We start from the raw sequence: 13389 nt of genomic DNA on the forward strand, positions 1-13389 counted from the left end.
TCATTAATTATATGGTAAATATTCAGATTTTTGTTTTATTCATCCGGGTTCATTATTTTGCTATGTTTTCGTCGGTCTGCTAATTGATCTCGGAATGCTTTTTGTTCGGCTGGAGGTAGTCTATGATATTTTTTGATAAAAGCTGCGTAATTTTTCATCACAACATTTGTTGGGCCGAATTCTCTTAAATGCCCACCTTCGATCCAAGCGATTTTTGTGCAGAAACTACGTACCTGGCTCAAGTTGTGACTGACGAAGAAAATCGTTTTGCCGCGTTTCTTATATTCATTCATCTTCTCAAGTGACTTGTCCGCAAAGGTTTGATCCCCTACAGAAAGAGCTTCGTCGATGATGAGAATATCAGGATCTGCCGTCACACTGATAGCAAATCCTAATTTAGACTTCATACCACTTGAATATTTTTTCACAGGTTGGTAGATGAAGTCCCCTAGCTCTGAGAATTCGATGATTTCAGGCAACACTTTGGCGATCTTCTCTTTGCTATAGCCCATAAGCAAGCATTTAAATTCGATATTTTCAATGCCTGTTAGTTGATTGCTAAGACCGGCATTAATGGCGATGACGTTGACTTCCCCATTGACGATGACCTCGCCAGAAGTAGGAGGAATAATTCCACCTATAATATTCGAAAGTGTTGATTTTCCTGAGCCATTGATGCCAACAAGACCGACAACGTCCCCTTTTTCAACTGCAAATGAAATGTTCTCAATCGCATTGAAACTACTCCCTTTTTTACCTGGGAAGATTAAATCACCTAGCTGTTCGCCCTTTGTTTTATACATACGATATGTTTTGGTTACATTTTTGATAATGACTGATTCCGCCATGTAAATTCTCTCCCATATTATTTTTAGATAAAGTCAGAGAAGCGATTTCTGAATTTGAAATGTGCTTTCGAGCCAATGAGTAATAGGACAAAGATAAGCGCCCAATTGTACAGTGTAAGTTCCCAATGGGACACGATATACCAATCATGAAATAGCAATGATGCACGATAGCCATTCGCTAAATAATAAAATGGATTTAACATTAAAATTTGATGAATCCATTCTGGCATTTTTGTTGTGCGATCCCAAAGAATCGGGGATAGGAAGAACATTACCTGTAATAATGATTGGATCAGCATTTGAATATCACGAACTACAACTGTTAATGTTGACGTTAGCAGTGTGATGGCAAATGCCAGAATATAACTCATTGCTAAGAAATAGATTAACTGTAAATAGTAAATACTTGGAGGATAGCCTCCAATCCAGCAGACGACTATAATGGCACCGACTAATACGAGATGTCCGTAGTATTTCCCCATTATAATGTAGCTAGGCAATACGGATAGCGGGAAGTTCATCTTGGCGACCATTGCATATCTTTGATAAATGGCTTTCGAACCATTTAAAATGGCTTTGTTGATAAAGAACCACATCGAAATCCCAGCCAGCATCCAGTAGACATAAGGAACCTCCTCGAGACCGTTTTCGCTTTTCATTACACCACGATCCATCGCAAAGCCGAAGACAAACCAGTACATCGTCATTTGAATTGCGGGATTGAGAATTTCCCAAGCAAAGCCTAAATAGTTATTCTGATTGTCGATCCGTAATTGGAATTTTGCTAAGCGCATGATCAAATAAAATGAATTGAATTGTTCTTTTATAATTTTAATAAATGCTCTCATTTCGTTTCTTTCCTCAATTCATATATTGAATTTGTTCTGAACTAGTAGTTTTGTGTTTTTTTATTAGTATAGCTAATTTGGTAACTTTTCATAACCTTTCTATTAGTTATGATATTTAGTTATGATATTTTTGAAAGAAATAGTAAGATTTCTTTGGATTTAGCTCTATTGTTTTAGGCGAGTTTTTTCATTGGTCTGTTTTCTAACGCCTTTTAACACTTCTGAACGTTTCTTAACATAAAACGTTACTTTGCATTTTATGTTTCATATACTTTATTTTCAATATGATATCGTTTCAAATGAAGCTTTTTTTAAGTGATTTGTTGGTACCTATAGAAAAACACTTCACATAGTATAACATATTAGTGGAAAATATTCCGAGCGTGTGATGAGAGTTTTTTAATAGTTACGAGAAATTGAATTTTGGGATAAAGCATAGATAATGGATCAGTAATGGAAATCTTAATATCGTAAAATTGATGTGATTCAAATGATTTTCTGGTTGTGAGTTGTTTTGGATTATTTGCTTTTTTATGCAAGTAGAGTATTGAGGTTTTTAGGCTGATTTTTTGTGAAAGAATCCTAAGTGCATTGGATATTTTATTTCTGAGGCTGAATGGTTGAGTTTTGGATGGATTTGATGGGATTTTAGTTGGATTTTAAGACTTAAAATTTTCCGTTCGTGGATACAATTCGTTTTTCCGTGGATGGAACTCCTTCTTTCGTGGATGGAGCCTCTCCTTCCGTGGATTGAACCTCTTCTTCCGTGGATTGAACCTCTTCTTCCGTGGATGAAACCCTTCATCCGTGGATTGGATTTCTCCTTCCGCGGATGAAGCCTCTTCTTCAGTGGATAGAACCCTTTCTTTCGTGGATTGGGCTCCTTCTTTCGTGGATTGGGTCCCTTCTTCCGTAGATAGCCCCACCTCTTCCACGGATAGATTTCTCATAGGAAAAGCCCACCAATCTTGGCGGGCTTTTAGGAATTATTTTCCGAACACTTGGTTTACGACACGTTCTGTTGCTTTGCCGTCTTCCCAAACGCAGAATTTTTCGTTAAAGCGGTCGAATTGCGCTTGTGAATAGTGGCCTTCTTTTAGGGCACGTCCAATTTCTTCAAATAGGTCTGCTTCGTTCTGAACAATTTTACCTGGTGCATCCGCTTCGATGTCGATGTAGAAGCCACGGAGACGATCGCGATAATCTTCTAAATCGTACATATAGAAGATGATTGGACGATTTAAGATAGCATAGTCAAAGAATACGGATGAATAGTCTGTGATCAACAAATCACTGATTAAGTATAGGTCTGCTATATCATAGTAGTTTGAAACATCTTTGATGAAATCACCGTATTGACTGAAATCAAAGTTTTCAGATACAAGATAGTGCATACGTGCCAGTAGTACGAAATCATCACCGTATTGATCTTTTAATTTTTGAATGTCAAATTGGAATTGGAATTTGTATTTTCCTCTTTGGAAGAATTGGTCATCACGCCATGTCGGTGCGTAAAGGACGATTTTCTTATCATCTGGAATATTGAGCGACTTGCGGATTTTTGCAATTTTCGCTGTATCTTCGTTTTGTAATGCGTCATTACGTGGATAGCCCGAATCAATCATTGTTCCATTGAAATGGAATGCCCGTGCAAGAATTTCATGTGTGTATGGGTTAGGGGCTACTAAATAGCTCCAGTTTTTAGATTCAGCTTTGATATTCTTACGATATTTTTTTGTTTTTGTACCTGGCATATGCACTTCTTCAATGTCTGTTCCTAGCTTTTTAAGTGGCGTACCATGCCATGTTTGAAGATAGGTCGTATCCTTTGGTCGCGTCATCCATTTTGGATAGCGTACATTATTCACCCAATATTGAGCGCGCGGGAAAGTGAATAACCATTTTAATGTGAAACGTTTCATATAAGGAACGCCTAATTCTTGGAACAAAGGGATACTATCCTTAGCAACACTCCAAATAAGTTTGTATTCTGGATTATGTTCCTTCATATATTCATATATCGCGCGTGGATTATCGCTGTAGCGTTTTCCGTGAAAACTTTCGAAAATAACTAAGTTTTTTATACGCGGCGCTTTTCGACCTATAAATCGAAAGGCTTTACCAAAATACTTTCTAAATGTTTTATTTTTCAACATTATCTTTTCACTCTTTCATATGGTATTAAAAAGTTGCATCAAAATGAAAACCTCATTGATGGGGAGGAAGTATTATTATATGTAAAAATTTAATCTGCCAATTATCATAACATAGTTGATGACGTCCATCAATCCTTAAGAGACGGTAATAGCAACGTTTCAATTCGTATATATTGCCTTTTAAAAGGCGATAAGCGGACATACTCATGTCATTTAAATGAAGATATTTTATTCCTCAAAGTTCCTTACAAGGCAACCCATATAGCTTAGGTAGAGACCACTGAAAAAATCTATTGATCTCCCATATATAATGAAAATCAATTTTTTAAATCCCCAAAATGAAAGAGCAGATAGATTTTTGTCAGCAAAAGGACATACTAAGTTTTTCACTGTCCTCAGTTAGATCGAGGTGCAATTGCCTGTATAAGGTCGTTTCGTTCAACTAACACTAATAGTAGGTCGAAGAAAAACGCCACTGTGTGAAGTTTCGCTTATAATAAAGAATATATGCTACCAACTATCTATTTTGCCAGCCTAAAAAAAATGCTACTATACGATAGGTATAGTTTTTAGTAAACGAGGTGATCTCCAATGATTTTGAATGAATTCTACAAAAATTTCAAAGAAGTATTAGATGACCGTTCACAAAAAGAACAACATCGAAAAAATCAATTATATGCAAAGTTCTATGACACTTTGCCAATCGTAGATCATTCCATTTTATATGAAGTTCGAGATGGGCAAAGTATAACTGACTCTCCCTTTGCTCTTTTCAAATATATATTAGAGCACGATCAGGAGAAAAAATACCAACATATTTGGTCTATTCAATCTTCTGAAGAGCTAGAGAAAGCGATTTCTCCTTACCTTGCTATGTCAAATGTTACTTTTGTAGAGCGTGATAGCGAGGATTATTTAAAATGGCTTGCACAAGCACAGTATCTTTTGAATAACTCTACTTTTCAATCTTTCTTCGTTCCTCGCCCTGAACAAACATATATTAATACATGGCACGGAACCCCTTTAAAACATATGGGCTACGATATTCCCGGCAACCCAGCTGGAAGTCAAAACGTGATTCGTAATTTTTTGAATGCGGATTATATTATTAGTCCGAATGCTCATACAACAGAAATTTTTTCAAAAGCGTTCCGTTTAGAGGGCATTTATGAGGGGACCATTTTGGAAATGGGCTATCCTCGTAATGATTTGACCTTTCATTCAAATCGTCAGGCAATTGTGGAAACATTAAATCAACAAGGCCTCTCTGTTTCGCCTAATGAAAAAATTGTATTGTATTCTCCTACTTGGAAAGGTACAGATACAAAGAATGCTCAGGACAATATGAAGAAAATCATTGTAGAGATGAATTTTTTGGCTGAACAGCTTGGCCCTGAATATCATGTACTCTTTAAAGTCCATCCATTTTTGTATACTATTGCGACAAACTATCCGGAAGCTCGCAGTCGGTTGATATCCGATCAAATGGATATGAATGAGTTGCTAAGTATCGTCGATATTTTAATCACCGATTATTCTAGTGTATTTTTTGATTATTTAGTAACGGATCGTCCTATTTTATTTTACGCATGGGATCAGGATCTGTATGCTCAGGATCGTGGGATGTATTTAGATGAGAAAGAATTGCCTGGACCGATTTATGAGCATATCGATGAGGTAGCAAATGCGATTCTCCATATTGAAGATATAAAAGCTTCTTATCAAAATGTCTATCAAGCAGCCAAAAAACGGTTTGTTGGTTATGATGATGGAAATGTTGCTGAACGTTTGTATCACCTAGTCTTTTGTAAGGAAAACGTTGACCATGTGAAGATCGTTCAGTTGAGAAATGATAAAGAGAAAATATTGATCTATCCAGGTGGCCTTTTAAATAATGGGATTACTAATAGTTTTATCAATCTAACCAATAATATCGATTATGATCGCTATGATGTCACTTGTTTTTTAGGTGCCTCTCATCACGAAGACATCCTTTATAATCAAAATCGGATTCATCCAAAAGTTCGTCTGCTTTTTAAACCGGGCATCCCTGTTTATAGGTTTCAGGAGGCTATAGCAGACCGCTTGATTCGTTCACATGGATTAACATCAAAGCTAAAATCCCGTTATCCAGATAAAGCCTATCAACGTGAAATGCGCAGATTGACAGGCGGCGTACATTTTGACTATGCCATCGACTTTAGTGGTTATAGCTATTATTGGACAAAATTAGTATTGGCGGCGAATAGTAAACGGAAGATCTGCTTTTTACACAGCGATATGATGGCCGACCGTATGCGTACAATAGACGGAGTTCGCCCTCACTATCAAAATTTACTGACGATGTTCTCCGTTTATCATAAATTTGATAAGTTATTGGCGGTTTCAGAAGCAACGATGAAACTAAATATATCCAATTTGGGTAAATTCACAACGACCGAGCAATTTGGTTATTGTATGAATACGATTGATCCAAATCGGATTTTAAATCCTCCTAAGAAAACGGTTACCCAAAAGGATGAAACTTCCCAACTTATTTTGGTCAATAAAACCGGCAGATGGGACTCGTCCATTCAATCCGTTGCTATTTATCGTACTTTGGCTCAATTGAATGAGGGGAAACCTGCCACACCATATACTGTTCAAGCTGATGATCAGATTCACGTGTTTGCTTATAATCATTGTCATGGTGAGGATTATTATAAAATAGCGATCAACGATATCTATGTAGGCTGGTGCAATGCTTCTTCTCTAAATATGACAGGTACTGATACTAGCGAGGAACAGGGTGAACAGATTTTATATGAGGATATGCATGCAATTGGTAGATTGGACAATGTTTCTCCTAAGTACTACTTATGGGATTTACCATTTGGCGCTCCTGATGCTCATAAGAAGTCTGATATTTCCTTGTTCAAAGATGTCATTGTCTATATTTCGAACGTAGCTAAAACAAGTCGTTCCTCTTATTATTTAATTGAAATTGACCAACAAGAAATTGGTTGGATTGACTATCGTGCCGTTACTTTAATGGACAACCTGACTTCAATGTTCACAAATCCTTTAACAAAACTTGTGGCAAATTCATATATTCAGGCCAATCATAAGAAACATCACGCCGCACTTAGAACCGTAAGTGAAATTGCTTCTTTAGAAGAAAATGTGAAGCAATATGGATATATTTTGAAAGATATTGAAGGCTATCAAATTTTGACGCAGCCACCTATGCATCCTGACAGCCGAGTGATCCGACATAAGAAGGATCTACGTGGAAAAGTGTTATTTGTACACAAAAGAAAAGTTTATAAAAAACGTACCTATTATTATGTAAAAAAGGGCTCGATCATTCAGGGATGGATCGATAGTCGTTGTATTCGACTAGTGCCGAACGATTATTCAGAATTTATCTCTGAAAAAGAAATTACGTATCCTGCAATTGTTGAAAGAGCAGCTATCGAAGTCTACAAGGAACTGCCTACTACTGCGGATAGTGGCGATTTTATCCTACCAGATGAACTGTATTTGAAACCATTAACTATCCAAAAAGAATTGCGTACAGGACATGGTTATTCTGTGTTGCTTTACGATGGCGATACTAAGATTGGCTGGGTGGATAAAGATGCTACCTCACCATATAACTGCTGGATCGATATTCATAACCATATTATTACGCTTGAAAATGATGATTCCTTTAAATTCGTAACAATGGGGCGCCTTTCTCCTGAGAAGGCACAAGATAAATTGATCAAAGCGTTTGCTCAGCTTCATGAGGAGTTCCCAAATACCAAGCTATACTTGCTCGGTGATGGTCAATTACGAAAACCTTTAGATACATTGGTTCAAAAGTTGAAATTAAGAGATTCTGTATTTTTAACAGGTCAACTTGATAATCCTTTCTCATTCATGAAGCAATGTGATGCTTTCGTTCTTTCTTCCAAGTATGAAGGACAGCCAATGGTGTTATTGGAAGCATTAACATTGAAGATGAAAATTGTAGCAACGGATATTGTGGCCAATCGTGCAGCCCTGGCAGATGGCGACTATGGCCTATTGACGGAAGATACTTCAGTTGAAAGCATCTATCAGGCAATGAAGAAAATCTATCTTGAGCCTGATATCACCTTTAAAGAATTCGACTATCGTGCTTATAATCAAAATGCGATTAACCATTTTTATGAAGAAATCCGAGGATAACGGATGAAGGATATCCTGTTCGAAAAGTCAGTTGGTTGGTTATTACTGATTTTTCGGATGGGCTTTTTTGGTGAGGTATTGTGGGGGTATTCGCTCTCTCCGAGGGTTTATTTGCTCTCTCCGAGGGTTTATTCGCTTTCTCTGGGGATTTATTCGCTCTCCACGGAGGTTTATTCGCTCTCTCCGGGTTTATTTGCTCTTTCCGAGGGTTTATTCGCTTTCTCTGGAGGTTTATTCGCTTTCTCCGGAGGTTTATTCGCTCTCTCCGAGTTTATTCGCTCTTTCCGAGGGTTTATTCGCTTTCTCCGGAGGTTTATTCGCTCTCTCCGAGTTTATTCGCTCTTTCCGAGGGTTTATTCGCTTTCTCTGGAGATTTATTTGCTCTCTCTGGAGATTTATTTCGCTCTCTCCAAGTTTATTCGCTCTTTCCGAGGGTTTATTTGCTCTCTCCGGAGGTTTATTCGCTCTCTCCGAGTTTATTCGCTCTTTCCGAGGGTTTATTTGCTCTCTCCGGAGGTTTATTCGCTCTCTCTGGAGGGTTTATTCGCTCTCTCCGAGTTTATTCGCTCTTTCCGAGGGTTTATTCGCTTTCTCTGGAGATTTATTCGCTCTCTCTGGAGGTTTATTCGCTCTCTCCAAGTTTATTCGCTCTTTCCGATTTTAAAAGCTCCATGTCTAGATTAAAACGTAATTGGGTCATTCTGATCTACCTTTCTTAAAATGTATTCGTGGTTGAAAACATTCTAATCAAAGTAGATAAAATGACCCTTTTTTATAAATTATACGAACTTAATCGATTTATTCGCTCTTTCAACAATTTACGTCATAAAATGTCTAAAAAATATTTATTTTGATAACGTGTATTTAGTACCTTTATAGTTCCCTATTTTTTCCAAGTTCATTCTCCTTAACATTTTATTTGTTTGATTAATATCTTCGACTTTGAGAAATTCTCTGCATTCTTTATTTGTTATCGTGGGGTGAATAAGCGTCAAATAATCGTATATGGCACTCTCATGTGCATGAGTGCTTTTGTGATGACAACGCTGGCAAGACCAATAGTATGGAAATCGTTTCATACCAATTGTTCCACATCTGGGACAAATAACTCCATTCGATATGGTCTCTTTTTGAATGCTATATCGATTGATTAATGGATAGGGATTAAATTCTTGATGATTGTTTAAAAAATATTGTTTTAATGATTTCATATGACCTTCAGTAAGTGGTTTTCTATTGATTGGGATATTGCGTAAAAAGGTTTTTATTTCATTTTTCCGTAAAATTGTTATCTTTTCTGCAGGGTGTTTTATGAAACTTGATGAAAAAGGAAAAATGATTGTTCCCAAAACGGGTATTTCCATGCGATGATTTGAGAGAAAATGCTTTAGTTGATACTTATATTCCTCTAATTGAGATATAGGACTGTTAAATCCCTGTATTATTCCATTCGGTAAAGTTCGTATAAGTTGACTTGGGTTTTGCTGAAACTCTATAGTACCTTTGATATTTTTCACTTCAAAAATCACGAGATAATATTTAGTTAAAAGTAATATATCCACCTGAATATTGGACTCTATACGTAAGCCAAGGTTGTGAAAAATATAGAATTCATAAGGAAGCTGAAGTTGTTCAAGTGTTTCCATAACCATTTTCTCACCTATATCCCCAGCGTTTATGCGATTGAATTCATCTTCTAGTTCTTGTTTCTTTGAATCCGTTGGTGAAAGTCGAAGAATCAAATTTTTTAATGCGTTTAGATAATGTGTTGTTGAATATGCTTTGATAATCAAAAGAATGTCCACCATCTTTCTTTTTTAAACAAAGCATATAGGTTTTGGTGATTGAATGCAAAATGGCGAAATACGTAAAACACATAGTTTTTTGGGGATGAAATTTCATTTTGAATAGTAAATTTGCTATTTTAGGTAGTCAAAAATTTGTTTTGCGCATTTTTTAATTTATTTTTTAATGATAAGGTGTTTGCTCTTTCTGAGGACTATTTGTTCTTCCAAAGAGAGGAGTTTTATTTGCACAATTCGAGGATTTATTCGCTCTCTCCTGGGGATTATTTGCTCTCTCCAAGGGGTTATTCGCTCTCTCCAAGGATTTATTCGCTCTCTCCAAGGGATTATTCGCTCTCTCCAAGTTTATTCGCTCTCTCCAAGAGGTTATTCGCTCTCTCCAAGGATTTATTCGCTCTCTCCAAGGATTTATTCGCTCTCTCCAAGTTTATTCGCTCTCTCCAAGGGGTTATTCGCTCTCTCCAAGTTTATTCGCTCTCTCCAAGTTTATTCGCTCTCTCCAAGGGATTATTCGCTCTCTCCGAGGATTTATTCGCTCTCTCCAAGGATTTATTCGCTCCCTCCGAGGGGTTATTCGCTCTCTCCAAGGGATTATTCGCTCTCTCCAAGTTTATTCGCTCTCCACGGAGGTTTTATTTGCTCTTTTCGAGGATTTAATCGCTCTCTCCAGAGATTTATTCGCTCTTCGGGAGGATATTCGCTCTCTCCTCCGGGCATTTTCCTTCTGCTTGTTACTATAAACCATAGGAAAATCCTTAACCTTTATAAAAAAATTAAGAATTTTAATTGTGTGGTGCTATTAGAATTATTTGAGTGCCGAACAATTGGAGATTGGGAGCTTAACACCATTTTCTTATAGACATACAGGTAGATCAATTTGTTTGTTGACTGTCGTTAATCAAGAACAGTGAATGATGTAATTAAATAATCTGAAAATGGTCTTTTGATGATGGTCCTAGATAAATGCTTACCGTTCTTTAGATCGAAAGCATTTATTTCTCCGCGTTCTATATCTTTTTGTTCATCTCTGACTCTATAAGTAGTCTGAATGTAAGCGATGTGATTTTTAACTTCTATCCCTTCAGTAAATGTTATATCATTTGATAAAAAGTTCTTTTGTTTATCGTTTACACCAAATTCTAGTTTTGTGAATTTTTCTTTTTTATTCATCTTATAAGCATAGTTATAATCATCTAATATCACTAATTGCCCATCTACTATATCAAGCGAATCTGGTCTAAAATATTTATCAGGAATATTAATCTTTTTTATAGTATTCAAAGTTTTGGGGTCTATTACTACGATTTTTCCATCTTCCTTACTATCATCAATTCCTCCGCTTATTGGATAATATAAATAGTTATGATATAAAAGGAGGGAAGGATTGCTTGGTAAACCTGAATGATTATTTTGGTCTTCTGGAAGATCCAGTTTTTTAGTAGATAATACTTTTCCCGTTTTTAAATTACATCGATTAATATAAGCCACAGCATCAGGATCTTCTGTGATGATAAATGCGGTATCTCCTTTAATATATACGGAATGTAAAAATCCATTAGGAATGACTAAAGTTTTCTTTTGATCAGAATTTTTTCCTTTCCAGTAAACCAAAGTCTGTCCATTCTCTAAATCATCTGCCACATCATAAAGTACATAGTCTTTATTTGCATATAAGGAAAATGAATGACTGATATTTAAATCTGGAGCATTCATAGATTCAATTTTTCCTGAATGCAAGTCTATTTGATAGCGTCCTGCAGATCTATTACTGATTACATACGCTTTTTCACCATCATTCACCATACCAATAGGTTCAAGCATATTTATTTTTTTACTTTGTGATACGAAATCACCATTTTCATCTACTACATATAAGGCGCCTGATTTTTCAGGCGAAAAATTCCCTACCTTAGAAAAGGCAATAAGATATTTACCCTTAGTATTTAACGTTTCTGATTCGGCAGGGAGATTTTCAACTAATTTTTGTCCATTAGTATGACTTGGAGAATAAGCTAAATATAATATAAATCTTGGTAAAATAGCTGCACAAATCATAACGACAATAATGAATGAAAGGCTAATCAATAGCCATTTTCGTTTTCTCATATTTTCCTCCAATTGAAAAAATGCCAGTCACCGATGCCATTTAAGTCTTATGGATACGATTTCATTCAATATTGGATGTGGTAGCATCATTTCATCAGATTAGTGTTAATTTATATCTTAACTTGCTTGGTTACCTGACATTTTTAACATTTTGCCTTTTTGTTAACTATTTTTGCATTCATCATCGATCATTTATGGCTGCCATAATGTATGAAGCGTTGCCTGTAATAGCTGTGATTTCTGTACTAATTCCCTTTTCATGAGCCAACCATTTTGGATAGTAAGGAAAGACTTTTATAAAGTTATCTTTGTAAATAGTACGCGGACTTTTTAATTTGCTAGATGGTTGTCTATTTGATTGGCGTACAGTTAAATGCTTACCATTAGAAACTAAGTTAAAATGGAGCCCCGTCTTTGTTTTAAGTTCTATTGGCTTTTCTGAACCACTTACAATCAAGCTTTCCCATACTTCTTCTGCATCCATCTCTCCTTCGCCCTTTCTGTTTAAGTATCTTGTTTCCTATTTTCTCTTCTCTTTGCACTTGCACTTTAGCAATGCCATTCTCCCCACAACCGGCAAGCATCTTCATAAAAATTCGCAAAATTCAACTGATTTTGAACTTGACGGAATTCTTGCTCTGTCAAAGAAACCTCATTGAGCACATCTTTATTATTTTCTAGCTTTTATTTGAAGTTCTCCCATGACTGCTCTTCTGTATGCAAATCCTCTCGATATGTCCATTGTGATTTTCCACTGATTAATTGCTTGATCAAATTATCTTCCAAAACCGCTTCCGGTGTAACACTTCTATTCATTGATATCACCTCATCCAATTCAGCTGTTTGTGTTTTATGTAAAGTGTGAATCGATAAAATTTCCGTATATACATACATTGCTCATTACATTTAATATACCATTTTCAAAGTTGTCAAAAAAAGAGAATTTTTTTGTTTGGGAGCAGCGTAAAATGTCCGATATGAAAGATGTCCGAGATAGTACGCACAATTCTCCTAAGTACCACAATGAAGGTCATCCGCTTGTAACTTCTAAGAATTTGACTAATCACGGACTTGATATGACTGATGTTTCGCTGATTTCGGATGAAGATTTTGAAGCAATCAACCAACGTTCAAAAGTCGATATTGGTGACATAATTTTCGGGATGATTGGGATTATTGGGAATCCAGTAATCTTAGACCGTGATGATTTTGCCATTAAGAACGTAGCACTATTGAAAAATGGTGGTGAAGTCGATAATACTTTTTTGATTCAGCTTCCGAAATCGCCAGTATTTGACCGCTATATGCGAAAAGAAAATGCAGGGCGGAACTCAAAAACTCTTGGGGCTCAGTCAAATACGAAATTTCTAATTTTTGACACCAACGATGGATGCGCAACTTAAAATTGGTGAGTTCTTTGGCTTGTTAGACC

The 13389-nt window shown here is 36.3% G+C and carries 9 protein-coding genes; 2 read left to right on the forward strand and 7 right to left on the reverse strand.

Features of this window, described 5'->3' with window-relative positions:
- Positions 1-35: 35 nt before the first annotated feature.
- The 3 genes from tagH to FEU33_RS12930 all read right to left on the reverse strand — a co-directional run bounded on the left by tagH (position 36) and on the right by FEU33_RS12930 (position 3852).
- Positions 36-848, reverse strand: coding sequence for a teichoic acids export ABC transporter ATP-binding subunit TagH (tagH, locus tag FEU33_RS12920; protein WP_146549764.1), 813 nt, complete (start codon positions 846-848; stop codon positions 36-38).
- Between the two features lie 23 nt (positions 849-871).
- Positions 872-1696 (reverse strand): ABC transporter permease, encoded by an 825-nt coding sequence (locus FEU33_RS12925; RefSeq protein ID WP_146549765.1) that lies wholly within the window; start codon positions 1694-1696, stop codon positions 872-874.
- A 986-nt stretch (positions 1697-2682) separates the two neighbouring features.
- A complete protein-coding gene (locus FEU33_RS12930) occupies positions 2683-3852 on the reverse strand; it encodes a CDP-glycerol glycerophosphotransferase family protein (RefSeq protein ID WP_146549766.1) in 1170 nt (389 codons plus the stop codon).
- 591 nt (positions 3853-4443) lie between these two features.
- On the opposite strand from FEU33_RS12930, the gene FEU33_RS12935 reads away from it, so the two are divergent.
- The gene (locus FEU33_RS12935; protein WP_146549767.1) at positions 4444-8046 is read left to right on the forward strand and encodes a CDP-glycerol glycerophosphotransferase family protein; all 3603 of its coding nucleotides are present in this window, start codon (positions 4444-4446) and stop codon (positions 8044-8046) included.
- An 845-nt stretch (positions 8047-8891) separates the two neighbouring features.
- On the opposite strand, the gene FEU33_RS12940 is transcribed toward FEU33_RS12935, so the two are convergent.
- The 4 genes from FEU33_RS12940 to FEU33_RS19310 all read right to left on the reverse strand — a co-directional run bounded on the left by FEU33_RS12940 (position 8892) and on the right by FEU33_RS19310 (position 12773).
- Positions 8892-9839 (reverse strand): nuclease-related domain-containing protein, encoded by a 948-nt coding sequence (locus tag FEU33_RS12940; RefSeq protein WP_186731403.1) that lies wholly within the window; start codon positions 9837-9839, stop codon positions 8892-8894.
- Positions 9840-10745: 906 nt separating this feature from the next.
- The gene (locus FEU33_RS12945) at positions 10746-11957 is read right to left on the reverse strand and encodes a hypothetical protein (protein WP_146549769.1); all 1212 of its coding nucleotides are present in this window, start codon (positions 11955-11957) and stop codon (positions 10746-10748) included.
- 181 nt (positions 11958-12138) lie between these two features.
- Positions 12139-12441: a hypothetical protein gene (locus tag FEU33_RS12950; protein ID WP_146549770.1), complete on the reverse strand. Its 303-nt coding sequence runs from the start codon at positions 12439-12441 to the stop codon at positions 12139-12141.
- 200 nt (positions 12442-12641) lie between these two features.
- Positions 12642-12773 carry a hypothetical protein gene (locus tag FEU33_RS19310; RefSeq protein WP_280524846.1) on the reverse strand — a complete coding sequence of 44 codons (132 nt, stop codon included), beginning with the start codon at positions 12771-12773 and terminating at the stop codon, positions 12642-12644.
- A gap of 152 nt (positions 12774-12925) precedes the next feature.
- Between FEU33_RS19310 and FEU33_RS12960 the strand changes: the two genes are divergently transcribed.
- Positions 12926-13360: a restriction endonuclease subunit S domain-containing protein gene (locus FEU33_RS12960; RefSeq protein ID WP_186731404.1), complete on the forward strand. Its 435-nt coding sequence runs from the start codon at positions 12926-12928 to the stop codon at positions 13358-13360.
- Positions 13361-13389 lie beyond the last annotated feature (29 nt).

The sequence above is a fragment of the Rummeliibacillus suwonensis genome (assembly GCF_007896435.1).
Classification (GTDB): domain Bacteria; phylum Bacillota; class Bacilli; order Bacillales_A; family Planococcaceae; genus Rummeliibacillus; species Rummeliibacillus suwonensis.